We start from the raw sequence: 24764 nt of genomic DNA, 5'->3' as shown, positions 1-24764 counted from the left end.
GTCGGTATCGGCAAAAGCGTTCGCCTTCCTCGGCCTCAGGCGAGATCCTCGAGTCGCATCGTGCGGGTGGCCTCCACCCAGGCGAGCGGATTCTCCGCGTCGTAGAAGACGACGCACCCGTCCGCTTCGTAGGACTCGATCGTGTCGATTCCGCTCGATTCGTCGCGGCCGTCGATGCCGTCCGTCGTATCGTCGTTCATACGGGTGGACACTTCGTTCACCTCGATATATGCCATGTGTTACCACGTTAAATGTCTTGTCGTTGCACCCAATCCTTCGAGCCCCGATCAAAACGGACCGTTCGGTGCTGGACGACGCCCGAACTGTTCCGCTCGAGGCGAGATCACCGTTCTCCGTCGTCGTTCTATCGGGCCCGCTGAACGTCGGTGTCCCTCGTTTCGACGGGTTCGATACGGTCGCCGGAAGAGCGTGGACCGGACGGGCGATTGCCGGGGTTTTTATCCGGTGCGCGTCAACGCCAGTACCATGACCGAAACGGGGCAAAGCGGGCTCGCGGACTTCGGACGCGACCCCGAGGAACGGCCGGCCGAGGAAGCCGTCCACGTCGCGGGCAACGGTGGCCAGCCGGCTGCCGACGTGATCGACCCGACCGAGGAGACGCTGCCCGACGCCCAGGGGGAACTCGAGCTGGCCGTGATGCAAATCGACTACACGATCGCCGGCCGCGGCGACGCCGAACGGCCGATCGTGCACGTCTTCGGCCGAACGCCGGAACGAGCGCTCGAGCACGTCAAGGTCGTCGGCTTTCGACCCTACTTCTACGCACCGACGGACAGTCTCGAGCGTCCGCCCGAGGAGGAGTACGACCGGCTCACGGGCAGTCGGGAAGTCGACCGAAACGGTGAGCCCTACGAGAGCATCCGTGGCGAGAACCTCACGAAGATCTTCGGCCAGACGCCGCGGGACGTCGGCCAGGTTCGTGACGACTTCGACCACTACGAGGCGGACATCCTCTTTCCGAACCGGTTTCTGATCGATAAGGACATCCGAAGCGGAGTACGGGTCCCGGAACGGCGGGCCGACGACGGGAGCCTGATCGTCCCGCACGAGGAGGTCGAACCGGTCGACGTCGACGCCGACCCGCGCGTGCTCACCTTCGACATCGAGGTCGAGGATCGCTCCGGCTTTCCCGAGGACGGCGAGGAGCCGATCGTCTGTCTCACCAGCCACGACTCCTACCGTGACGAGTACGTGATGTGGGTCTGGGAAGCGCCCGACGGCGAGGGAGAGATTCCCGACGAGATAGTGGAATACGACCCCATCGAAGGCGAGATCGACCACGAAGTTCGACGCTTCGAGAGCGAAGAGGCGATGCTCGAGGCCTTCCTCGAGTACGTCGACGAGACGGACCCTGACGTCCTCACCGGCTGGAACTTCGAGGATTTCGACGCCCCGTACTTCCTCGACCGACTCGAGCGCCTCGAGGGCCCCCACCACGACTACGATCTGGACCCGGACCGCCTCTCACGGATCGGCGAGGTCTGGCGAAGCGGCTGGGGTGGCCCCGACGTCAAGGGGAGGGTCGTCTTCGACCTGCTGTACGCCTACCAGCGGATGGTATTCTCCGAACTCGATTCGTACCGACTGGACGCCGTCGGCGAAGCCGAACTGGGAGTTGGGAAAGAGCGCTACGCCGGCTCCATCGGCGACCTCTGGGAGGACGACCCCACCAGGTTGCTCGAGTACAACCTTCGGGACGTCGAACTCTGCGTCGAACTCGACCGTCAACAGGAGATCATCGCCTTCTGGGACGAGGTGCGTTCGTTCGTGGGGTGTCAACTCGAGGATGCGCCGACGCCCGGCGATACGGTCGACATGTACGTCCTCCACGAAGCCCACGGCCGGTTCGCCTTACCCTCGAAGGGACAGCAGGAGGCAGGCGAGGAGTACGAGGGCGGGGCCGTGTTCGATCCGATCACGGGGGTCAAGGAGAACGTCACCGTGCTCGACCTGAAGAGCCTGTACCCGATGTGTATGGTGACGGTCAACGCCTCGCCGGAGACGAAAGTCGATCCCGAGGAATACGACGGTGAGACGTTCGTCGCGCCGACGGAGCCCCCGACCCACTTCCGGAAAGAGCCCGACGGCGTGATGCGGGAGATGATCAAGGAGCTGCTCGCCGAGCGTGAGGAGAAGAAAGCCCTCCGGAACGAACACGAACCCGGCACGCCCGAGTACGAACAGTACGACCGCCAGCAGGGAGCTGTCAAGGTTATTATGAATTCTCTGTACGGCGTTTCGGGGTGGGACCGGTTCCGACTGTACGACAAGGAGGCTGCGGCGGCGATAACCGCAACAGGGCGAGAGGTTATTGAATTTACCGAAACCGCAGCAAGCGAGCAGAACTATCAGGTCGCATATGGTGACACAGATTCTGTCATGTTGGCGCTTGGTCCCGAGGTCTCGACGGAGGAAGCCATCGAGCAATCGTTCGAAATCGAGGAGTACGTCAACGAACGCTACGACGACTTCGCACGCGAGGAACTCGGTGCCGAGGACCACCGCTTCCAGATCGAGTTCGAGAAACTCTACCGACGCTTCTTCCAGGCAGGGACGAAGAAACGCTATGCGGGCCACATCGTCTGGAAAGAGGGTGCGGACGTCGACGACGTCGACATCACGGGCTTCGAGTACAAACGGTCGGACATCGCACCGATCACCAAGGAAGTCCAGCACCGAGTCATCGAGATGATCGTCAAGGAGGGCGACGTCGAGGGCGTCAAGGAGTACGTCAACGAGGTCATCGAGGACGTCCGCGCGGGCGAGGTGAGCTACGAGGAACTCGCCATCCCCGGCGGCATCGGCAAGCGGCTGGACAACTACGACACCGACACGGCCCAGGTTCGTGGGGCGAAGTACGCGAACCTCCTTTTAGGAACGAACTTCGATCGCGGGAGCAAGCCCAAACGACTCTACCTGAAACGCGTCGATCCGGCCTTCTTCCGGCGAATGGAGAATGAGGAAGGTCACAATCCCCAGCGTGATCCGCTCTACGGCGCGTTCAAGCGCGACCCGGACGTCATCTGTTTCGAGTACGACGACCAGATCCCCGAGGCGTTCGAGGTCGACTACGATACGATGCTCGAAAAGACGCTCAAGGGTCCGATCGAGCGCATCCTCGAGGCGCTCGACATCTCGTGGGAAGAAGTGAAGTCGGGCCAGGAACAGACCGGGCTCGACAGTTTCATGTGAGGAGACGACCCTCGATCCGAGGCGACCTCACTTCGCGACGTCTATCAGTGAACGATAGACCCGACTGCAACGAGGCGCTCGAGGCGACCTGTGCCAGCGTCTCGACACGGAAGCGGTGTTCGAGGGGCCAGCAAGTAACTGATTTAGGTTGACACAGAAGGGTCCGTATCTGGATGCCACCATCGTAGATCGTTGAAAGTCCCTGAAACGCCCGAATGACGCCGATACTAGCGAAACCACGCGTGCCTCGAGACACGGCGTCGGTGACGATCCTACGAGAGATTGTTTTTCAACAGCCAGTGTTTGCTTCTCTATACGGAAACCGATTATCGATATTCGGCAACCTGTCCAGGTAGATACGAAACCGTTATGAGTCTCACGACCCACAGTTCGAACGACAGAGAGACCCATATATGGCACGACTTGAACTCAAAAACCTGCACGCAGAAGTGGCGGATGGCGACGAGAAGATCCTCCGTGGCCTCGACCTCGAGATCGAGTCGGGGGAGATCCACGCCCTGATGGGGCCAAACGGCAGCGGCAAGTCGACGACCGCGAAGGTCGTCGCCGGCCACCCAGCCTACGAGGTAACCGACGGTGAGATCCTAATCCACCTCGAGGAGGGCGAGTTCGGCGACGAGATCGAGATTCCCGAAGAGAAGCGCACGTGGAACGTTCTCGACCTCGAGCCGAACGAGCGTGCGGCGCTCGGTATCTTCCTCGGCTTCCAGTACCCCGCGGAGATCGAGGGCGTGACGATGACGAACTTCCTGCGGACGGCGCTCAACGCCAAGCTCGAAGAGCGCGAGGAGCTCTTCGAGGACGAGGCGGGCGACGACGAGGACGAGGAAGAAGCGGAGGTCCCGTCGCCGATGGAAGGCCCCGCCGACGAGGGAGAGATCGGCGTCGCCGAGTTCCAGGAGATTCTGAGCGAGAAGATGGAACAGCTCGACATGGACGAGAAGTTCGCCCTGCGCTACCTCAACGCCGGCTTCTCCGGCGGCGAGAAGAAACAAAACGAGGTGCTCCAGGCTGCGATCCTCGAGCCCTCGATCGCCGTCCTCGACGAGATCGACTCCGGGCTGGACATCGACCGGCTGCAGGACGTCTCGAACGGCATCAACGCGCTGCGCGACGAGCAGGGCACCGGCATCCTCCAGATCACTCACTACCAGCGGATTCTCGACTACGTCGAGCCCGACCACGTCCACATCATGCTCGACGGCAAGATCGTCAAGAGCGGCGACGCGTCGCTGGCCGAACAACTCGAGGACAAGGGGTACGACTGGGTCCGCGAAGAGGTCTACGAGACCGCGTAACCGGATCTGGCTAGACAAACCCTAAAGACCCTACGGACGTAAACCAAAACAACGAACCACCATGAGTTCCGAACAAGACCACCTAAAAGAGACCGACACCGAGGCCCGCTTTGACTTCCACAAGGAGCAAAAGGCCGCCGTCAAGTCCGAGAAGGGATTGACGGAAGAGGTCATCCGCATGATCTCCGAGGACAAAGACGAGCCGGAGTGGATGCTCGAGCGCCGACTTCGCGCGCTCAAGCAGTACCAGGCGATGCCGATGCCGACGGACTGGCCCGGCCAGCCCGACCTCTCCGAGCTCGACGTCGAGGAGATCGTCCCGTACATCCGCCCGGACGTCGACAAGCGCGAGGGCGTCGACGACTGGACGGAGCTGCCCGAGGAGATCAAGGACACGTTCGACAAGCTCGGCATCCCTGAGGCGGAGAAGAACGCCCTCTCGGGTGTCGGTGCCCAGTACGAGTCCGAGATCGTCTACCAGAACATGCAAGAACAGTGGGAGGAGAAAGGCGTCGTCTTCATGAACATGGACCGGGCGGTCAAGGAGCATCCCGAGATCGTCAAGGAACACTTCATGACGACCTGCGTCCCCCCGAGCGACAACAAGTTCGCCGCGCTCCACGGCGCCGTCTGGTCCGGCGGCTCGTTCGTCTACGTCCCCGAGGACGTCACCGTCGAGATGCCCGTCCAGGCGTACTTCCGGATGAACTCCGAGGGGATGGGCCAGTTCGAGCACACGCTCATCGTCGCCGAACCCGGCTCCGAGGTGCACTACATCGAGGGCTGTTCGGCGCCCAAATACGGCGTCCACAACCTCCACAGCGGTGGCGTCGAGGTCTTCGTCAAGGAAGACGCCCACGTCCAGTACTCGACGGTCCAGAACTGGTCGAAGAACACGTTCAACCTCAACACGAAGCGTGCCATCGTCGAGGAGAACGGCACGATGGAGTGGATCTCCGGCAGCATGGGCTCGAAAGCCACCATGCTCTACCCGTGCTCGATCCTGAAGGGTCGCGGCGCGACGGACACCCACATCACCATCGCCTTCGCCGGCGAGGGCCAGGACATCGACACCGGCGCGAAGGTCTACCACAACGCGCCGGACACGAAGTCCACGATCGAGTCCAAATCGATCTCCAAAGACGGCGGCCGCACCAATTACAGAGGATTGGTCCACATCGCCGACGGCGCCGAGGGCTCCTCGACCGCCGTCGAGTGTGACGCGCTGATGTTCGACAACGAGTCGACCTCGGACACCATGCCGTACATGGAGATCGAGGAGTCGAAAGTCGACGTCGCCCACGAGGCCACCGTCGGCAAGATCGGCGACGAGGACATCTTCTACCTCCAGAGCCGCGGCCTGGACGACGACGACGCCAAGAAGATGATCGTCGCCGGCTTCATCGAGCCGATCACGGAGGAACTGCCGATCGAGTACGCGGTCGAACTCAACCGCCTGATCGAACTCGAGATGGAGGGAAGCCTCGGGTAGTCCCCGAGATCGATACATGAGTACGCAGCTACACGCCAATCTCACGGAGGAACAGGTACGCCAGATTTCGGGCGAACTCGACGAGCCCGAGTGGATGCTCGAGACGCGACTCGAGGCACTCGCCGCCCTCGAGGAGCTCGACATGCCGAAAGTCATCCGGACGCCCGGTCGCGACTGGACGAATCTCCACGAGCTCGACTTCGAGACGCTCGTCGACCCGCTGAACTGGGCCGAGGAGAAAGACCAGGTCGGACCCGACGACGTCGAGGTCCTCCCCTGGGCCGACGCCCTCGCCGAGCACGAGGAGCTCGTCCGCGAGCACTTCGGTTCGATCGTTCCCCCCCAGGAGAACTACCTCACGGCGCTCTCGACGGCGCTCTTCAGCACCGGGACCGTCGTCTACGTCCCCGAGGGCGTCGACGCCGAGGACGTGACGATCCGCACGGAAATGAACTCGAAGTCGCTGTTCAACTACACGCTCGTCCTCACCGAGGAGTCGTCGTCGGTGACGATCTTAGAGCGCCAGTCCACTGGTGACGCCGACGTCGAGGGCGAACGCTACTACAGCGGCATCGTCGAGATCGCCGCCGGCGAGAACAGCTACGTCCAGTACGGCACCCTCCAGAACCTCTCTCCGGAGACGTACGGCTTCTCCGCCAAGCGCGGGGAGACCGACACCTACGCGACGCTCAACTGGATCGAGGGGAACATGGGCACGCAGCTGACCAAGACCGAGACGTCGACCGTCCTCGCCGGCGACAGCTCCGAGAGCCAGATCGTCGGCGCCTTCTTCGGCACGGACGAGCAACACTTCGACATCGACGTCAAAGTCTGGCACCGCGCCGAGCACACGACGGCCGACCTCGTCACCCGCGGCGTCACCGACGACGAGGCCCGATCGGTGTACGAGGGCGTCCAGGACGTCGGCCGCGACGCCTGGGACACGAGTTCCTACCAGCGTGAGAACACCCTGATGCTCTCCGATGAGTCCGAGGCCGACGCCTCGCCAAAGCTCATCATCAACAACCACGACACCGAGGCCTCCCACAGCGCCACCGTCGGCCAGATCGACGAGGAGGACCTGCTCTACATGACCTCCCGCGGTGTCACGCCGCAGCTGGCGCGTAACATGCTCGTCGAGGGCTTCTTCGTGCCCGTCCTCGAGGAGGTCGAAGTCGAAGAGTTCCGCGAGGACCTCGAGGACCTGATCCAGGCCCGGCTCCGCAAGTAAGCGAAGGCGGTTCGACTTTTTTGGTCCGATCGAACCACGACCAGCCGTGCTGGAGACGGGTCGCGACGGTAGCTCCAACCCGTGCCGGGAGAGAATCAAGTAGCTCCTCGTGATCGAACCGGTATGGCGCGCCCATCTCGTCGTACGATCCTCGCGGGCGCCACCGCCGCGGTGGCCGTCTCGCTCGCGGGGTGTTCCGAGCCGCGATCGGACGAGCCAGATGCGGACGGTGAGCCGCCGACCGACGAGCCGACGGCGGACGACAGTCCACCAGTCGACGACGAGCTCGACGAAGACGACGTTTTCAGCGTCGGCAACCTCTCGATCGAGGGATGGAACGCGATCGACCTCGTCGAGCGAGGCGCAGACCCGACGGGCGAGGAGTGTCTCACCGGCGTCCTCGAGGAGAACGCGGCCGACGAGACGCTGCTCGTCCTCCCATCCGGCCGGTACCGCATGGACGAGGGGTTTACTGCGAGTGACCTCCGGAACGTCGGGGTCATCGGCACGGGCGCGACGATCACGCTCGGTCCCGACTTCGCTGACGAGAGCGCGTTCGAACTCGGTTCGTCCGGGAGCGTCGCCTGTGAGAACGTCCTGTTCGGGGGACTCGAGTACGACTTCACGGACGCGAACGCAGGTGCGGCGATTTTCACCTCCTACTGTGAGGGGTTCGCCCGCATCGAGGACCTCCGCGTCTTCGGGGCCGTCGACGGCGCCGCGGCGGCCAGTCGGACCGTTTCGCTGCGACTGCAAGAGAACGACGCGAGCATCGGTCGGGCGCACGTCGACCGGATCCGCTGTCCCGACGGCGGAGCCACTGCCGGCGTGTGGCTCCAGCCGGAGACGGAACTCTGTCACGTCCACGTCACCGACTCGGTCGTCGCGAACTTCGAGGACAACGGGTTCTACGCGGACACGGGCGACGGACAGTGTACGTTCGAGCGCTGTCTCGCGCGGAACAACAGCGTCTCGAATTTCCGACTCGGCGGCGTCGTCCGCGACTCGAGGGTCGTCCTCGACGACGAGTTCGCCCACGAACCGGTTCGGCCACGGGGGTTCTGGATGCGGTCGACGCCGGGGCGCATCGAGAACTGTACGCTGGTGAACGCGGCCCACCGCGAACACGCGCTCGAGGTGCAGGACGCAGACTGCGTCGTCGACGGGCTCGACGTCACGATGACTGACGAGGCGGGAGGGACGGCGATCCGGATCTACGATGCCGGCGAGTACCGGACGACCGTTCGAAACGCCCGGCTCGCGTTCGACGGCACCGACGCGAACGCGCTCGTCCGCATCGACAACGACGGGACGACGATCGACGAGCTGACGATTCGGAGTGATGCACCCTCCGGCCATCCGATCCGGGTACACGAGGCGAGTAACACGACGATCGTCGGGCTGGACGTCGAGTCGACCGACGAGGGGAGTGACGCGATGCGGTTCGACGGCGCGGCGGCCGGCGACGCCGTCGTCCGTGACTCGCGACTCGACGTGGCGGGGGCGGCGGCCGACCTCGAGGTCGCCGCTCCCGACGTCCGACTCGAGAACGTCGACGCGGAGGTTGCGGTCACGGACGACGGTGTTCGCGCTACCGTCGACGGCGTCGGGACGAACGACGGCGACCCGAGCGTCACCGGGGCGTGGAACGGGAACGCCACCCCCGGCGTCTTCGTCGAGGACACCGAGGCCGGGGACGTCTACCTGACCCTCGGTGAGGAGTGGCGCCGGCTCGGCTGACGCAGACGCGTTGGCCTCAAAAGACTTAATGGCACCATGGCGTTACGAGTAGGTAATGGCTTTTGAGGACCTGCTCGAGGATCCAGTCATCCAGAAGTACTTGCACGAGCTGGTCGGTCCCAAGGGGATGCCCGTCGCGGCGGCGCCGCCGGACGGGGAAGTGACCGACGAGGAGCTCGCAGAGTCACTCGATCTCGAGCTCAACGACGTACGTCGGGCGCTGTTCATCCTGTACGAGAACGACCTCGCCACCTACCGACGGCTGCGCGACGAGGACTCGGGCTGGCTGACCTATCTCTGGACGTTCGAGTACGAGAACATCCCGGAGAACCTCGAGTCGGAGATGTACCGCCTCCACGAGGCGCTCGAGCAGCGCCAGGAGTACGAACGTAACCACGAGTTCTACCTCTGTGAGATCTGTTCGATCCGCTTCGAGTTCGGCGAGGCGATGGACTTCGGCTTCGAGTGCCCGGAGTGTGGCTCGCCGCTCGAGTCGATGGAGAACGACCGGCTGGTCCACGCGATGGACGAACGCCTCGAGGAACTCGAGGACGAACTCAACCTCTGATGGTCGTACTCGCGACGAAGATCTACGTACAGGGCGACGCCCGATCGCGGGCGCTCGACTCGCTGCGGTCGCTCGTGGCCAACGAGGTTGGCGAACTCGAGGTCGCCATCGAGATCGAGCTCCGAGACGACGGCTTTCCGGACGTGACGATCGAGGGCGAGGACGCCGTCGTCGCCCGCAACGTCTTACGCGAGGAGTGGGGCGAGATCGTCCCGGAGCTCGAAGCCGGCGAGACGTACGTCGGGACGCTCGAGTCGTGGGACGAGGACGGGTTCGTCCTCGACGCGGGCCAGCCAGTTCGGATTCCGGCCACCGAGTTCGGACTCGGACCGGGCTCGCCGACCCAGATCCGCGAACGGTTCGGACTCGTCCAGCACCTCCCCATGCAGTTCGTCTACCGGGAGGACGGCTCGTCTCGACTCGCCGACGAAGAACGCGATCGACTGTACGACTGGAGCCGCGGGAACGGCCGGATGAACGTCAACAGCGCCACCCGCGCCGAGGTCAGGGCGACGCTCAACCGGGCGGGCCACGCCCAGGATTACGTCACGGTCGAACGCCTCGGGTTGCTCGAGCAAAGCGTCATCTGCACGGAGGACACCGATCCACCAGGCCTGCTCGCGAGCGTCGGCGGCTACCTGCCGGCGGAACTGCGCTGTGTCGTCCCGTAATATGAATCGCCGTCACGTCCTCGCAGTCCTCGCCGTCGGCCTGCTCGTCACGATGGCTGGCTGTGCGGCGATCTTCGGCGGAATCTCCGACGAAGAACTCGACCGCGAACAGGACTATGACGACCTGAAAGACCGCGACGCCGACGTCGTCATCGACGTCGAGAGCGGCGGCCTCATCGGCGGCGGCGAGTTCCGCGCGGTGTACGACCTGAACGACACCGACGAACTCTCGCTGTACCGCAGCAGTTTCTACCGCGAGGTCGCCCTCGATATCCACAGCGTCCGCTACTGGTATCCCGACGGCACGGAGCTCACGGGCTCGGAGCTCGAGGTCGACCAGGGTCGCTCGAGCACCGACATCCGGGTTCCCGACGGCAACGGCACGCTCGCGTTCTCGGGCGCCACCGGAACGAGAACGTTCAACCTGCCGGCGTACACCGAGGGCTCGTACGAGGTGCTCCTGCCCGACGGCTATCGGTCGTCGAACCTCCTGTTCGGCGCGTCGGGTCCGAGCGGGTACGAACGCGAGGTGGTCGACGACACCGAGCGGCTGTACTGGGAGCACAACGACGGGACGATCAATCTCCGGTACTACCAGCCCCGCGACATCGTCGTGTTCGTGGGCGTGGTCGGCGTCTCGGTCGTTCTGGGAGGAGCCGGGATCGCCTACTACCACCGACAGGTGAAACGGCTCCAGGAAAAACGCGAAGAGATGGGGCTCGACGTCGACATCGACGACGACTCCGACCGTGGCCCACCACCAGGGTTTAAGTGACATTCTTCCGCACCTGAAGAGGCGGAAAACCTGAGCGGTGGGATGTTACGGATCACAACACACCTGCTCCCTCGGTGTGAAACGCCCCGAGATTTGATTGAACAGAGTCAGTACTTCACAAAGCCGTTAGTTGAGAAGTCCGCTTGGCTGAGTTGTGGCCAAACAAACAGAGTCAGCGGACAGTGATCCTCAGAATGCAAAGCGTTCTGATGGGCCGCACGAGAGCATCGCTCTCGTGGACGTCGGCGGGTCGTTCTGTGCCTCAGATAGTTTGTACGTCCAGTTCCAAATTGCGCCGTGAGACCGGTCTATGCCGAGTGATTCGAGCACCGAGACGACCTCCCGAACCGATAATCCCATCGAATGCAACCGCACCCCGGACACCCTGACAGGTGTCGGGGTGCGCTCGTTCTCCCAAACCTCATCACAGTCCACGTCTAAGCGCTCTCTGAGCAGGGCGGCGAGTTGCATAGGCACTTCTCGCCACCACCTGCTCACTTCTCAAACCCTCATCTAGACAGTGCCCCTTTTGCCGTATGTTGTTCAATCAATTGAATATCGTGTTTTGGTAGTAAAATATTAGCGTAGTATTAAAATCGTATATCGTCCCAATTTCTGAATGAGTGAAAAGATTTATACATTTTCTCCATAACAATTTCCTATGGTCGATACCAATGACCATGATGAAAACCGGCGAAAAGTATTGAAAGCAATTGGCGGGAGTACAATTCCAGTTGCCTTTGTTAGTAGCGCAACCGCTGATGAAAGTGAACGAAGGCCACAATTACCGGAAGAATTATCTGAGAACTATGAAGTACTTCGAGGATCATTCAAAAATCCAGTTCCCAATGAAAAGATCAAAAAGGTACGGGAAGACTTCGCTGTTCAACAAGAAATCGCATCGAACGAATATGCTCGTATCGACCTGAAAGAAACCCTTTCCGAAGTGGATATTGTAGCATACAATATCTTAACTGGTGAGGGCGGGAAGCCTAGAGAGTAATTTGTCGGTAGTACCAAATCAGATGTTAGCGCTAACAAAGCTGAAACGGTCGAATCTCTACACGAAAAAGCTAATGAAATGCTCATGAATGTGGCCGAATCAAAAGATGATTCGGAAATTGATGTCTCCACAGATAGTGAGTTTGACTGGGACATCGACTGGGATGAATGGAGTTTCTTCGGATCCACTGACACATATCTTAGCTTTGAAAGTAATAAGTGTGCGGAGTATACGGGTAAGGTAGAATTCACAAATAGTGTCAGAAAGAGTTCTTCTGATAATAGGATTGGTGCGAGATCTAAAGTTCGGATGGAGCCAGGAAGGCAACTTTGCAACGACGGTCTAGACGACTACTGTTGCGACGGAAATGCTCTGTATACCGGATGGAGAAACAAGGGGGCTACGGTATATCACAACTGGGATCAAGCGTTGAACGAAATCGATACATCCGACCTCATACAGGGTACTGACCCTGAAGGACAGATCGAGGACATAAGTAGAACTCGAGGTGCACAGATCGGGGTTGGCCTCAGTAGTAATCCTAGTCTCACGATCGGATACTCTAGCTCGGTATCGATGAGCGGTGCCGAATTGATAGACGCGACATCAAAGGCGAGTGGCTATTCCGAACATCAATTAGACATAGATCCAGAGGCACATTCTGCGACGAATAACGCTGTATTTGAAGTGGGGAGTGTTTCAGCCTGGGACTGGGACTGTAGTGACTGGCACGACCCCCTGGGTATGACTGCACTCGAGATCGACGTTGAACTGGAATGGGGCGTGCAGCTATTTGGTAATTGGCAAGGTAGTCAATCTGACGAACACAGTTTCACATATTTGACATGCTTTTAGTATTTACACGACAGGACGGAATGTGAATAGGATTAACTAATTACCTAGAGTACACAATAGTGGTTGATAATAATGGACTTGTCTTTGACTTCCAGACGCAACGTACTAAAAGCAGGCGCTGCAGTGGCAGGGGCTGGCGTCGTCGGAGGTTGCGTACTCAACAGATCGGACCTCCAGGGGGACGACACCCCCGGTGCGAAAGGGCTCACAACCGGGACGGTACCGGGCGATATTAATCGTCTCATCCAAATCGACGCCGACGTGGCGTTTCGGGACGACGCGATCGAACGGGGAACAAATGCCTTGCTCAATTCCGCGGCATTCGCGGAGGTCCCCGACACGATCGCGATGACGTTCGATGGTGAGTCGGCGACGGGAATCGACAGACGCGGCGTTGGGAAGCTATAGTAAAAATTAGAAATAATTGCTCACTTTTGGTATAGAGATCTGGTCAAGAGCTGTATCAATCGCCGTTGTAAGATCGTCGAGTGACTCAAAGAAACGGTTGCTGAGAGCGGCTTGGAGTTGTCTCCAGCACTCCTCGACAGGATTGAGCTCTGGCGAGTACGCCGGTAACGTGACGAAGTCGAGGTCGTCACGGGCCGCCAGGTCCGTGACGGCCGACGCCTGGAAATACGACGCTCCATCCAGCACGATGAGCAAATCATCTGCAAATTCTTCGCATAATGCAAGAATGAAATGTTTGGCGTGTTCGGCGGTTACGTACTCTTCGAATCGAGCGAAAAAGCGATCACCGTCTTCGGTGATCGCGCCCAACAGGCACGTCCAGTCGCGTTGGCCGGATAATTCGACGGCCGGCCGCGTGCCGCGAGGAAACCACGCGGCACGCGGCTCGACTTGCACGGATTTCTTGGTCTGATCGATACAGACTACTGTGGCGTCCATCTCCCGCCGCTTTTTTTGAACTCTTCGCGGAAGGTTTCTTGCTCGTCAGCATCAGATTCGGCGGCTGTACGGCGTGGTTTTTGATAGCTCAATCCCGCTTCTTTGAGTAACCGCCGGCAGCTCGGGATTGAGTACTCGACATCGTAGGTTTCCTCAAGATATTGCTGGACGAGCGCCGGCGTCCACGCCGGCGCGTCGATCCCGACTTCCTTGGGAGGTTCGTGAACGGTTTGTTCGAATTCTTCCTGCTGTGTTTCTGAGAGCTTCCGGTTTCTTCCGGAGCGGTGAGCATCAGAAACGGCTTGCTCAAACGGTTCGTCCGTATCGAGTCGCATGAGCCAGCTGTAGATCGTTCTTCGACCGGTGTCGTGCCACTCTGCAAGTTCGGTCTGCGTAACGCCGTTTTTGTACGCGATCGCCGCTAGTAACCGCTGTGTCGGCTTGTTCTCCTCAACCCTGTCGAGAGCGTCTTGGAGTTCTTCGACGGAGATCTCGTCGAGATGGTCCATTGACTACAGTAACAATATCTGGGCGGAAAATTCTAACGGTTACTATATATTGAGAGTCACCCGAATTACGGATCCGCCAGCCAGTCATTGGAAGGAGAACTTTCGTCCTTACCCGAGAAGACATTGGTCTTTAGCTAAGCCTCAGCAGCCGGTTGGATGGTAGTAGCGAGGTGTTCTTGCAGGATTGGTCGTTGCTTGTGGATCTTCTGAGCGTCTTCGATCAGTCGTTGTAGCAGTGGCGGCGGTGAGTAGGCGAGATACTCTCTCAGTTCGCGGAGGATGAGCTGGGCGTGCGACCGAAAGGTCGCCGCCCAGCGTTCCGGCGGAAACACGATCCCATCATCAGCGTGCTCTATGACCAGACCGAGTAAATCACGACTCACGACCAAGGATAACAACGCTGCGTACAGCAGAATCTCTACGATGTGCTTCTTCGTCGTGTCGAACTCGTCCAGTTCGTACTGCGTCTTCAGTTCACGGAACAACAGCTCTACTTCCCATCTACATCGGTAGATCGTCGCTAGATCGGCCGGGAGAAACTCTTCCCGAGAAAGGTTCGTGATGTACAGATGGTAGTCGTCGGCGTCCTCGTTGCGGACGCCGACGACGCGGAACCGTTTCGTATCACGTGACTGCGTGCCCGCGTACTCTCGTCGGTCAAACTCAACCTCGACTTCCACGTCGATGTACTTCCGGGAGAGGTCATCCACGATGTCGAAGATCTTCTCGCCTTCCAAGGGAATGGCGCGGCCGCGCCATTCCCGTAATTCCTCCGTTACAACCGGGTTCGCGCTCTTTTTCAGTCGGCTCACAAAGTAGCCGTCGTTCTCGTCGATCAACGCGAACCGCCGGTACTTGAAATAGGCGAGGTCGAAGATCGCTAGCCGTCCTTCCAGCCACGATCCTGTGTTAAACAACGTGCTGTCGTGCGTTTTCTCGTCTGTGACGTTGAAGTGTTCGACTGTCTGGTCAGTGACGTTGTGGAGCAGGTGGAGCTTCGCTCCAGCCTGCTCCTCGTGACGTGCTTTGTACGCTTCAGAGAGCAACTCGTGCAACCGCAGGACGGTTCCATCAGCAATCATCACGTCCCTAAAGCGGTCGAGCTCATCAGAGACGGTGTGAGGGACAGCGACCTCGTCGAACCCGTATTCGACGAGGTCGCGGAGGTACTCTGCGAGCGTCGGAGTCAACCGCTGGTAGAAGCCTCCCGGTGAGAGCGACTCGTCAGCAGTGGAGTTGTAGGTGCGTCTAAAGGCCGCAAGTGTTCGGCTTTCGCCTGCGGCGAAGCCGAACGCGAACGACCAGACAAGTGGCGGGATCTGAAGCTTCCCCTCGCGCTCGACCACGCCGACGGCATCAGCGTGGTCTTCGAGCGCTTCAGAGGGAAGGAGGTTAGTGAGATGACGTTCAATATGACGTGAGGAGGGTTCTGTGTGCATAGCTGAAGCCTCCTCATTCCTTCCGAAAAGTGCCACCGATAAGCCGCCGCTGTCATGCGGTTCTTCGCTTAGCTAAAGACGGATGGGCTCACAGCTTTCGTCGCTCTCGAAAATGCGACGATCTAACCTTGACACACCCCGCTCGTGGTAGTTTTTTACGCCACCAGTTGGTGGAGGCGTCTCTCGATGGTAATCCGAATAAGAATGACAGACGAAGATGGTAAAGAGTCAGAAATAACTGGTATCGATCGAGATGATTGGCACGGTCTTAGCGAATCATGTCCAGAATGTGGCAGCCACGAATTCGACCACTTCGAGGTGAACGGTGGACACTACGGAAAGCACGAGGAGACGGTAATTAAGCGAACAGACTATTGGAGTGGTACACGACCATTATTCACTCGGTGTAAATCCTGTAACGAGATTCTTTTCAAACACCCCGCATTCGAGCTCCTCTTCGATTTGGAGGACGACAACGACGCAGTGATTGAAATGTAGAAACGCGTCATGGAATTTTACTCATAGTCCGACATACACTAACCATTCAAACATTTCCTAGCTGTTTGGACTTTCAGTTCCGTTACCCCACGAGTTTCTGTGAGATGGATTTTGTGGGGTAACTCTTAGCTCGTTCAGAACAGAACCACTCTTTTCGGAACTGGACTTCGATAGCAAACGCCCCGTGTCGTTTTTTGTGCGCCTGAGAGGCTCGAGGCGCAACGTAGTGTGCCTCGAGATCACAGATGAGTACGGATCAACCACTTCAGAGCGAGCCGCATCAAGACGATCAACCCAAACAGACAGCTACGAGCGACCGGGACCGCAGCTACCCAGGTGACGTTGCCCGCCTACACGGCCATGAACTCGTGGCCATTGACGAGTGGCTGCCCGGCGCAGCGCCATCACCGTACGAGGTCGAACTTACAGAAGGGTACGAATACTGCACACGCTACTGGCGCTGCAGAAAATGTGGACAAGAACGCAATCACCGCAACGAATTCTCTACTCCCTGTGAGGATCCACAGCCACCCACTGCACTCGAGGCGGGCGGGTACTCAATCGACGAGCCACGAACCCGCCGTGCACTCACCGAAGATATGGACGTTCGATTTGGCCAACAAGGACCCGTCTACGATGTCTTTAGTGAAAGCGGGAGCACGTACGTAGTCGACGTCGAAAAGAAGACGTGCACCTGCCCAGATTTCGAACAGCGCCAACCAGACGGTGGTTGCAAACATCTTCGCCGTGTCGACCTCGAGATCCGCACAGGACTCATCCCGGCTCCGGACGGGACCTTCATTCGCTAAAGTCCTGCTTCTCGGATGGTACGAACCACTCTCAAGCTAAAAGTGCGTAGACCCCATACCCACTCCTAATACCGTGGACGATTGGACTGAAACGATGACTGCTCGGGACCGGATCGAAGCCGTTGCCCTCACACTCCGTGAGCCGAGATCGGTCAACTGGATCAAAGAGCAAGCAGAAGTTGGATCCTGGGAAACGGCGAAGTCCCAACTCGAGTATCTCACTGATGCAGGCCGGCTTACGACCGTCGAGATAGACGGCGATACGCACTACAAGATCGATCCAATGCGAGCGTACCTCGACCATATCCAAGAGCTTGTCGTCGAGAATACGAAAGACGAGCTTCGAGACGAGATCGAGGAAATCGCATCGGAGATTGCAACATGGAAGCGCGAATACGATGTCGATTCGCTGCAGGAGCTCAAGGCGTCACTCGAAGAAGAGGTCACTCCAGAGGAGGTACGGGATCGACGAAAGGTGATCACTTATTGGGAGGAAAACGAGCACCATCGCCAGCTACTCACCAACACACGGACTATACGATGATCTTACGGGACAAGAGCGCAATACACATCTCGACCACGCTCAATACGGACAGTGATTTTTCTGCCGGTTAGACTGCTACATCTGGCTTCTTGCGGCGTATGTCTCCCATGATGTGGATCTTGAGAAGGCGCTACTTTGACGAAGAACTCAATCTCGGGAGGTCAGCGAATCGGTTGCAATGCTTCGAGGTTGAGTCGATCACATCACAACTCAATCTGAATTTTGGTCTAATTAGGCACTTGCAGGAGCACTGTCAGCATCACGATCCTTGAGCAGCGGATAGTCGATATGCATCTCGATTCGGTCGAAGGGAACGACTGGTTGCATCGCTCCCCCAGGTCCACCCTCTTCAAGCGAAAGGATGCCGAGAACCTCGAGTTGCTTGAGATCCGAGTGAACGTCGGAGACGTCACGATCGACGAGGCGGGCAGCCTCACGCATACTCGTCGGGTTCTGTTCTGCAATTGCCTGAATCAACTCGAGACGAAGCGGTGTAAGATTTGCAACGAGGTCGTCATAGGTTCCAAACTGGAGGATCGACCGTTCATCGCCCTCACCTGCGAGTCCTTCTTCTGCATCCGCAACGAACTGCAGTGTGTCCTCACGAAGCTGTTCTCGATCGCCGACTGTGATGTGTAGCGTGGTCATGATGTGGGGTGCTGGTTGTTTATCAGTAGGGTCGAGTTGGACCGCCGTCGACGGCGTCCCAGTATTCATCTGCGTTGGCCCAGAACTCGGCGAGTAACGCTTCCATCCCAGGGAACTCAACATCTGTGTCCCCTGTAGCGGTGTGGAGTTCGTGGCCTTTCGTATCCTCGTGAGCGTTGTCGTATCGGATGAGCGTCAGATCCTCTAGCGTTCCAAGGTGGAGCGTATACTTCCACCCGGATGGGTACGCATCTGTGTCAGTCGTCCGTCGAATGACGACATTCTCAACCAATCCGGATTCAACATGCGTATACCGATGTGTGAGTTCTTGGCCCATCCACTAGGTGTTGGGAAGGGAGCCAGCACCATAACTGTGTTGGGGAAGATCCCAACAGATCAATGAGTGAGTCTTGAAAGCCGTCGACAGAGTGTTTTGTAGCCCCGAAAGAGGTGACGGGGCGAACAGACACTTGCCTCGTCGGAGCAAGATGGCTACAAACGAGACATTCAGCAGTCGCTTCACTCGAGAGGCAGAGCAACCAACGCGGTCGACGACGTCGTGCCCCGAGTGCAGTGGAGACCTACTCCCAGCGAACCACGAAACACGCTGTCGAGAGTGTGGCTTGATCGTCGATGAAGACCTCCTCGATTACGGGCCTGAGTGGTTCGATTCACCTGAGAACTCGAGCCAGAGCCGAACAGGTACTCCGCTCACAGCAGGCCGACACGACCGTGGACTGTCGACTGAGATCGGATGGAAGAAAGACGGGCAAGGGAACACACTCCCTGGACGAAAGCGTAGTCAACTCAACCGCCTTCGGCGGGAGCATCGCCGCAGTCAGTGGCGCTCGAAGCGTGAACGAAACCTTGGATACAGTCTTGGGCAAATCCGTCGGATCGTCAGTGCGCTCGAGTTACCGGAGTCGCTGTGCGAACAGGCGTGTCTGCTCTTTCGGCGTGCCCAAGGAGAGGACCTCTGTCAGGGACGATCGCTTGAGGGGGTTGCAGCAGCGAGCGTATACGCAGTGTGTCGATGCAACGGACTCGGCCGGACCCTCGAGGAGGTCAGTCAGCTGGCGACGTGCTCACGGACAGACCTCGAGTGTGCGTACTCGGCAATGAACACCGAACTCGAGCTTCCAACAACGATTCCACGGCCACAGGATTTCCTCCCGCAACTCGCAGCCACACTCGAAGTTCTAGATGAGGTTCGACACCGAGCACTCGAGTTAGCAACGCTCGCAGAAGAGGCTGGGATCACAAGTGGACGCCATCCTCGAGGATTCGCTGCAACCTGTCTATACCGAGCCAGCCACGAGTTCGGATACGGGCTCTCACAGCAAGAGGTCGCGGACAGTGCAAACACGTCGACGGCGACGATTCGAGCACACCGTGACTGTTTGTGCGAGGTCCTCGAAGATCAGCAGTAGTTACCCCACAAAGTTGAAAGAGAAATCGGTGTGGGGTAACTCGTAGTGGTAGCTTGCCAACACCTCAGCAATTCGTTGATCGGTCTACGCCTCGGTTTTCATCTTCGAATTCACTCAATCTCGATCGTCCACGAACTGTCGGCCTGGACGTGAACCCAGCAAACGGCGTCGATCTCGATGTGCTCCTCTCCGTCGAACGGACCCACTTCGTTGAAGACCGGGATGAGTTGACCGTGTTCGCCTCGCCCTTCTTCGTCGAGGATCTCGACACCGAAGGTACCTTCGTCTTCGTGTTGGCCCCGCACCGTCGCGGTGCCGGTGATCTGGACGGGACCAACGACGTCGTAGCCCTCGCCGTGTGCCTCGACGGGGAGCTGGTGAATCGCGTCGGCGAGTGACTCCGGCTGGGCGAGTTCGATCGACCAGTCGCCATCGGCGACGATGTCGAGGTAGTAGGGGTCCGCGGGCGTACCGATAGCCGCGGCCCCTTCGAACGGATCGTGTTCTAAGATCGGCCGGAACTCTCGCAGGCCCGTCTCGTCGATCAACTTTGGACCGAATTGACCCTGTCCGTCGTGTTCGGCGATGAACACCGTGATCGAATCCCGAAGGTCGAAGTAGTCGGTTGTCTCGCCACCGCTTCCAGAGAACGAGTGTGAATCGGGATCGTACCGGTCGTCGACCGTCGTGATCGACTCGAGCGTCGTGAGTTCTCCTTCACCAACCAGATCATCTTCACCTGGGTCGGTGTCATCGCCGGTACTGCTATCGTCTGCATCGTCACCCGGCTCCGAACCAGTGTCGTCGCCATTAGTTGGCTGATCAGCAGAATCGTCACCGCTACCTGTACAGCCGGCGACGGTAACGGGTATCGCCGCGCCGACGGTGCCGAGAAGTGTTCTACGTCGCATCATGATGAGTCAATGGTTGAATAATATAAGCGTATCGATGGTTTAGGTGCCGTTCTCCCGCTGAGGAGATCAGCAGTAAGCCGGTTTCGAACTGTCTCCGCGGTCACAAAGTTGGTGCTATTCCGTCGGACGGACCATCCTATCATCTTGTACGATCCGATCGAACTCCGCAAGATATGCAACCCGGTCTCGGACCTCAGCGACGTCTAGGTCCAGATCGGCAGCTAGTTCGTCGACGGTCATCGGAACGTCAAGCGCCTGGAGCACTTCGAGCCCACGGTAGTACCGCATCGTCAGCTCCTGGACGCGGTCCTCGATCGGCGTGGTCACTCCGTACTGCTCCTCGAGGTCAACCAAGGCCTCGTTCGCGAAGGTGGCGAACTGGTCGTCGCCGAGCCGGTCGATCTGTGCCTCGAGTTCACCTCGGACGACGTCGTAGTCGAGGCCAGTCTGTACGAGCATATTCATGTCTTCAATGTCGTCGTCTCGCCCTGCGACCGACTTGAACAGGAAGATATCCTCGTTGCTGACTAGGCGGACGGTTAGTTGATCCGTCGCGAGGAACGACTCGCTGCGTTCCCGCATCCCCTCGGTCAGCACGAGTTTGTTCGCAACTTGCTGGTTGAAAATGTCGAGCCGGCATCCGTCGTCGTTCTCGACGCAGCTGGTCGCGCCCAGCGCCCGGTAATCGGCATCCAGCGATTGTACCTCCGTATACCCGAGATCCATCAGGACAGCCCACAGCTGGCCGTACGCGTCGCCGTCAGCGACGACCAGATCGATATCCTTTGTCGCGCCCTTGAGATCGCGTAGCGACATCGCACCACCACCAATCAGATAGACCGTGAGCGGGTCAGATAATCCATCTGCGGTTCGTTGGAACTCGTTCTCGATATACTCGCGTCCGAAAGTTGGTCTCATTAGAGTAGGTCCACCTCGTAGTCAGCAGCTAGCTCCTGGAACTCGTCCCACTCGGGGAGGCGATCGCTGTCGACTGCTCCCCGCGTCTCGAGATATTGGAGTAGGGTGTCGGTTTCGTCTTCGAGGCCGTATTTTTCGGCTTGCTCTCGGAGGTCACTCTCGTCGACGTCGACGTGGCCGAGCAACAGGAGACAGTACGAGCGGTGGCGGGGCCCGTCGTCGATCACCAACGTGTGACAGCAGAGCTCCGCCGGCGAGACTTCCTCTATACTCTCAGAGTAGCGGTAGTAGCGGTGGCGGGTCAGCAGAAACTGGAGATCAAAGGCCGCGAACCGCGCAAGCCCGGTCTCGTGGAAGTGTTCGGCGTCAACCTCCGTTGTCGTTTGCGCGAGAAATTCGTCATAACCCTCCCAGAGAATCGTCCCATTCGGAGCAACCGATTCGAGGCGCTGTCGATGGAGATGATGCGCAAGTTCGCGAGCAAACTTGTGCAGTCGGTCGAAGTCACCGTTGAAATGGTATTGGCTGTCATCGGTACCGACGAGGCCACGGTCTCGCAGCCGTTTGAGAACCCGGTTGACGGTGTTGCGGTAGTTGCCGCTCCGTTCGGCGACGTCGGCAACGGTCCGTGGTTGATCGAGGTAGTACAGTACCTCAAGAGCTTTGCCTGTCAACAACTCGGGAAAGTCGATGTGAGAGTGCTGGCGGACGAGATCCTGATATATCTCGATCGCCCGAGCATCCGAAGGGATGACTCGTTTCCGGCGGCCATCGCGCTTCGTGTAGACCAACCCCTTCTCAGCGAGGTCTGCAACAGCACGAGAGAGGTAACTCTCGCTGTGGTCGAGCTTCGTCGCGAGCACCGAGATCGTATCGCCACGTTCGACGGTAGCGAGGACCTCGAGTTCAATTCGTCGCAGCACGTTGTAACATAGTACGTAACTTGTTTATAAATAAGTTTCGAGTAGTGTTACGGCAGAAAAGTCGTGAGCGAGAGGCACGACTAGCGGAAAATGAAGAGAACAGATAGGTCAAAAAGCGACCAGAGGACTTTTCGGATGATGTTCCATCGAAGGCAACGATCACGGTGAAGGAGATCAACGACAATCGCTACTACTGGCAGTGGAAAGAGGGTAAGAAGATCAAGTCGAAGTACAAAGCTCCAGTCGATTCGGAGAACTATCCCTCGTTTGGGCCGGTGGAACTGGAGGATAATGGTTTACTGGAAATAGTGGTGTGATGACTGCCGATACAGGTCTCGACGATTCGCCGATTTCGAATGGAAGACGTTAACCAACATGTGAAGGGGTTTCCGCCTCAGGTTGGTTAATCTCCCCTGAGTGTCTGACGAGTGTCATACTCCACTATTTCCACTAATGGAATTACATGATGAGAGTGGACGAATATATCCACCCACCTACCCCCCCACTATTTCCAGTAAAACTAGTGACGAAGATGGGCGGGACTCTACTGTTGATTTCTTTCACTAGAACCAGCTCCAGCAGCAACCGCTTACTAGGTCTACTACGGACTAGCTTAAACGCCATCAGTATAAGCTTTTCCCTAATCCAGAGTTCTTTTTCATTAGATGCTTCTCTTTTGTGGCGCTTTACTGGAAATAGTGGGGAGGGGGTGTCCTATTGTTCTCGTCAGTTTCCCTTACCGCGGTATGGTGGTTCGCGTTCGTCCTGGATATACTGGAAACGGTGGGGTCTGTTCTATATATAAAGAAGAGTTTACTGGAAATACTGGAATCATGTGGTTCTCCTCTCTTGTGATCAGCCAACTGAGTTCTCAGTAAATTACTGGAAATAGCGGGGTGAGGTTCTCATCGAAAGTCCGATCGTCAGAGGAGCCCCCTCGTGACTGTCAATCAACATTTTCCATTAGACTGGAAACGGCGGGGTCAATATCGAATAGTGGAACCTGTGCCCCTGGTGGTTATACTGGAAATAGCGGAAATGACGGTCGGAACAGTTATGATTCTAGCCTGAATCAGTTGATCACAATATGACTCCGCGATTTCAGCCGGATGATACGTTATACAAACGTCGGAATACTCTCAAAGTCGAGTACGTTCCAGACGACATCGTCGGGAGAGATAACGAGATTGAGGAGTACGAAGCTGCTCTGCAGCCGATCATCAACGGCGAGTACCCCGACAACATCTTCATCTATGGCAAGACCGGCGTCGGCAAGACCGCTGTGACGAACTTTTTACTGAATGAGCTTCTGGAATCGGCGGAACATTTCGAAGTCGACCTCTCTGTCATCTCGCTCAACTGTGACGGTCTCAGCACGAGCTACCAGGCCGCGATTAGTCTGGTAAACAACCTTCGAGAGCCCGAACATCACATTGCCGAAACCGGTCACCCCCAATCCAAAGTCTATCGCCTGCTTTGGGATGAACTCAATAAACTCTCTGGGACCGTGATTATCGTTCTTGACGAGATCGACCACATCACGGACGATACGTTCCTTTACCAGATTACTCGTGCAGACAACAACGGATACATTGACAATATTCAACTCGGCCTCATCGGAATTAGTAACGACTCAACGTTCCGAGAGCAACTCGACGCGAAGGTTCAGTCATCCCTGTGTGAAACCGAGATTTCCTTCCCACCGTATGGCACGGAAGAGCTCCAAAAGGTCCTCGAACAACGGGCTGATATTGCATTCCACCAAAACGCCCTCGAGGACGGAGTTATTCCGCTGTGTGCTGCTCTCGGCCGCCAAGATGGTGGGGACGCTCGACGCGCTATCACGCTTCTCCGGAAGGCTGGCGATTTGGCCCGTACCGAGAACGCGGAGTCGGTTACAACCGAACATGTCGAACGAGCCCAAGAGAAACTCGAGGCACAACAAAGCATGGATATCATGCGTGGCCTCACTGAACACGAGCAACTCACTCTATATGCGCTAACTACGCTTGCTGCTGAAGATGCCACACCAGCCCGTTCACGTGTTGTCTATCAGCGATACAAAGAATTCTGTAAGTACCAAGGCCGGGATCCTCGTACGGCCCGTAGAATGCGTAGTTTCCTATCTGATTTCGAGATCCTCAACCTAACACTCTCACAGATGGTGCATCGCGGCCAGGACGGTGGTACATACCGTGAACATGAGCTCAACCGAAACATCGCGACCGTCGTCGACGCGCTACAGACGATCATCAGTGAATTCGGTGCCCATCGGAGTATTGTAGAATATCTTCCTGACTCTGGTGAAGAGTTTACCGCGATGTAGCGCAGGGAACTCTCTTGTACTTCTGCGGTTAGA

Annotated in this window: 24 protein-coding genes and 2 pseudogenes; 17 read left to right on the top strand and 9 right to left on the bottom strand. The window is 58.1% G+C overall.

From position 1 onward, the window contains the following. Positions 1-35: 35 nt before the first annotated feature. Entirely contained in the window at positions 36-200 is a 165-nt protein-coding gene (locus NMQ09_RS18395; protein ID WP_255192026.1) for a DUF7331 family protein, read from the bottom strand. 286 nt (positions 201-486) lie between these two features. On the opposite strand from NMQ09_RS18395, the gene NMQ09_RS18390 reads away from it, so the two are divergent. From NMQ09_RS18390 to NMQ09_RS18355, 8 genes are all read left to right on the top strand, one after another. Next, the gene (locus NMQ09_RS18390) at positions 487-3213 is read left to right on the top strand and encodes a DNA-directed DNA polymerase (RefSeq protein ID WP_255192025.1); all 2727 of its coding nucleotides are present in this window, start codon (positions 487-489) and stop codon (positions 3211-3213) included. A 413-nt stretch (positions 3214-3626) separates the two neighbouring features. After that, entirely contained in the window at positions 3627-4532 is a 906-nt protein-coding gene (locus tag NMQ09_RS18385; protein WP_255192024.1) for an ABC transporter ATP-binding protein, read from the top strand. A 61-nt stretch (positions 4533-4593) separates the two neighbouring features. Further along, a complete protein-coding gene (gene sufB / locus NMQ09_RS18380; protein WP_255192023.1) occupies positions 4594-6024 on the top strand; it encodes a Fe-S cluster assembly protein SufB in 1431 nt (476 codons plus the stop codon). A 16-nt stretch (positions 6025-6040) separates the two neighbouring features. Further along, positions 6041-7255 carry a Fe-S cluster assembly protein SufD gene (gene sufD / locus NMQ09_RS18375; RefSeq protein WP_255192022.1) on the top strand — a complete coding sequence of 405 codons (1215 nt, stop codon included), beginning with the start codon at positions 6041-6043 and terminating at the stop codon, positions 7253-7255. Between the two features lie 123 nt (positions 7256-7378). Beyond that, positions 7379-8995 (top strand): hypothetical protein, encoded by a 1617-nt coding sequence (locus tag NMQ09_RS18370; protein ID WP_255192021.1) that lies wholly within the window; start codon positions 7379-7381, stop codon positions 8993-8995. A 55-nt stretch (positions 8996-9050) separates the two neighbouring features. Further along, positions 9051-9563 carry a transcription factor gene (locus tag NMQ09_RS18365; protein WP_255192020.1) on the top strand — a complete coding sequence of 171 codons (513 nt, stop codon included), beginning with the start codon at positions 9051-9053 and terminating at the stop codon, positions 9561-9563. Then, the gene (locus NMQ09_RS18360; RefSeq protein WP_255192019.1) at positions 9563-10234 is read left to right on the top strand and encodes a DUF2110 family protein; all 672 of its coding nucleotides are present in this window, start codon (positions 9563-9565) and stop codon (positions 10232-10234) included. The genes NMQ09_RS18365 and NMQ09_RS18360 overlap by 1 nt, the downstream gene beginning before the upstream one ends. Before the next feature lies 1 nt (position 10235). Then, entirely contained in the window at positions 10236-11009 is a 774-nt protein-coding gene (locus tag NMQ09_RS18355) for a DUF5803 family protein (protein WP_255192018.1), read from the top strand. A 237-nt stretch (positions 11010-11246) separates the two neighbouring features. On the opposite strand, the pseudogene NMQ09_RS18350 reads toward NMQ09_RS18355, so the two are convergent. Beyond that, positions 11247-11480, bottom strand: a pseudogene (locus tag NMQ09_RS18350) (IS6 family transposase); the annotation flags it as partial. A gap of 190 nt (positions 11481-11670) precedes the next feature. On the opposite strand from NMQ09_RS18350, the gene NMQ09_RS18345 reads away from it, so the two are divergent. The 3 genes from NMQ09_RS18345 to NMQ09_RS18335 all read left to right on the top strand — a co-directional run bounded on the left by NMQ09_RS18345 (position 11671) and on the right by NMQ09_RS18335 (position 13275). Then, complete coding sequence (locus NMQ09_RS18345) at positions 11671-12012, top strand: hypothetical protein (RefSeq protein ID WP_255192017.1); 342 nt, start codon at positions 11671-11673, stop codon at positions 12010-12012. 78 nt (positions 12013-12090) lie between these two features. Then, positions 12091-12867, top strand: a complete 777-nt coding sequence (locus tag NMQ09_RS18340; RefSeq protein ID WP_255192016.1) for a hypothetical protein — start codon at positions 12091-12093, stop codon at positions 12865-12867. 72 nt (positions 12868-12939) lie between these two features. Beyond that, positions 12940-13275 (top strand): twin-arginine translocation signal domain-containing protein, encoded by a 336-nt coding sequence (locus NMQ09_RS18335; protein WP_255192015.1) that lies wholly within the window; start codon positions 12940-12942, stop codon positions 13273-13275. Between the two features lie 6 nt (positions 13276-13281). Here NMQ09_RS18335 and NMQ09_RS18330 read toward each other — a convergent pair. Both NMQ09_RS18330 and NMQ09_RS18325 read right to left on the bottom strand, forming a co-directional pair. Next, positions 13282-14282 (bottom strand): IS630-like element ISNma5 family transposase gene (locus NMQ09_RS18330; protein ID WP_255191903.1). Its coding sequence is split into 2 segments (ribosomal slippage): positions 13282-13790 and positions 13790-14282, totalling 1002 coding nucleotides; the frame shifts between segments, so codons are not numbered across the junction. A 134-nt stretch (positions 14283-14416) separates the two neighbouring features. After that, positions 14417-15721: an IS4 family transposase gene (locus NMQ09_RS18325; protein ID WP_255194587.1), complete on the bottom strand. Its 1305-nt coding sequence runs from the start codon at positions 15719-15721 to the stop codon at positions 14417-14419. Between the two features lie 204 nt (positions 15722-15925). Between NMQ09_RS18325 and NMQ09_RS18320 the strand changes: the two genes are divergently transcribed. The 3 genes from NMQ09_RS18320 (at position 15926) to NMQ09_RS18310 (ending at position 17572) form a co-directional block, all read left to right on the top strand. Further along, on the top strand, positions 15926-16219 hold the full coding sequence (locus tag NMQ09_RS18320) for a hypothetical protein (RefSeq protein WP_255192014.1): 294 nt from the start codon (positions 15926-15928) through the stop codon (positions 16217-16219). A 245-nt stretch (positions 16220-16464) separates the two neighbouring features. Then, positions 16465-17028 carry an SWIM zinc finger family protein gene (locus tag NMQ09_RS18315; protein WP_255192013.1) on the top strand — a complete coding sequence of 188 codons (564 nt, stop codon included), beginning with the start codon at positions 16465-16467 and terminating at the stop codon, positions 17026-17028. Between the two features lie 94 nt (positions 17029-17122). After that, a complete protein-coding gene (locus NMQ09_RS18310; protein ID WP_255192012.1) occupies positions 17123-17572 on the top strand; it encodes a DUF7342 family protein in 450 nt (149 codons plus the stop codon). A gap of 231 nt (positions 17573-17803) precedes the next feature. Here NMQ09_RS18310 and NMQ09_RS18305 read toward each other — a convergent pair whose 3' ends face one another. Beyond that, positions 17804-18220 (bottom strand): HVO_A0114 family putative DNA-binding protein, encoded by a 417-nt coding sequence (locus NMQ09_RS18305; protein ID WP_255192011.1) that lies wholly within the window; start codon positions 18218-18220, stop codon positions 17804-17806. Positions 18221-18242: 22 nt separating this feature from the next. Then, a complete protein-coding gene (locus tag NMQ09_RS18300) occupies positions 18243-18557 on the bottom strand; it encodes a toxin-antitoxin system TumE family protein (protein ID WP_255192010.1) in 315 nt (104 codons plus the stop codon). A gap of 151 nt (positions 18558-18708) precedes the next feature. Between NMQ09_RS18300 and NMQ09_RS18295 the strand changes: the two genes are divergently transcribed. Continuing rightward, complete coding sequence (locus tag NMQ09_RS18295; protein WP_255192009.1) at positions 18709-19650, top strand: transcription initiation factor IIB; 942 nt, start codon at positions 18709-18711, stop codon at positions 19648-19650. A 110-nt stretch (positions 19651-19760) separates the two neighbouring features. Here NMQ09_RS18295 and NMQ09_RS18290 read toward each other — a convergent pair whose 3' ends face one another. The 3 genes from NMQ09_RS18290 to NMQ09_RS18280 all read right to left on the bottom strand — a co-directional run bounded on the left by NMQ09_RS18290 (position 19761) and on the right by NMQ09_RS18280 (position 22405). Continuing rightward, complete coding sequence (locus NMQ09_RS18290; RefSeq protein ID WP_255192008.1) at positions 19761-20561, bottom strand: hypothetical protein; 801 nt, start codon at positions 20559-20561, stop codon at positions 19761-19763. Between the two features lie 117 nt (positions 20562-20678). Then, complete coding sequence (locus NMQ09_RS18285; protein WP_255192007.1) at positions 20679-21482, bottom strand: DUF6036 family nucleotidyltransferase; 804 nt, start codon at positions 21480-21482, stop codon at positions 20679-20681. Beyond that, positions 21482-22405, bottom strand: coding sequence for a MarR family transcriptional regulator (locus NMQ09_RS18280; RefSeq protein ID WP_255192006.1), 924 nt, complete (start codon positions 22403-22405; stop codon positions 21482-21484). Before NMQ09_RS18280 ends, NMQ09_RS18285 begins: the two co-directional genes overlap by 1 nt. Before the next feature lie 62 nt (positions 22406-22467). Here NMQ09_RS18280 and NMQ09_RS18275 point away from each other — a divergent pair. Together NMQ09_RS18275 and NMQ09_RS18270 are read left to right on the top strand one after the other, a co-directional pair. Continuing rightward, positions 22468-22659, top strand: a pseudogene (locus NMQ09_RS18275) (DUF6788 family protein); the annotation flags it as partial. A gap of 833 nt (positions 22660-23492) precedes the next feature. Continuing rightward, positions 23493-24731, top strand: coding sequence for an orc1/cdc6 family replication initiation protein (locus tag NMQ09_RS18270; protein ID WP_255192005.1), 1239 nt, complete (start codon positions 23493-23495; stop codon positions 24729-24731). The last annotated feature ends 33 nt before the right edge of the window (positions 24732-24764 follow it).

The organism is Natronobeatus ordinarius (genome assembly GCF_024362485.1).
Taxonomy (GTDB): Archaea; Halobacteriota; Halobacteria; order Halobacteriales; family Natrialbaceae; genus Natronobeatus; species Natronobeatus ordinarius.
This window is presented reverse-complemented; position numbering and strand designations above follow the sequence as displayed.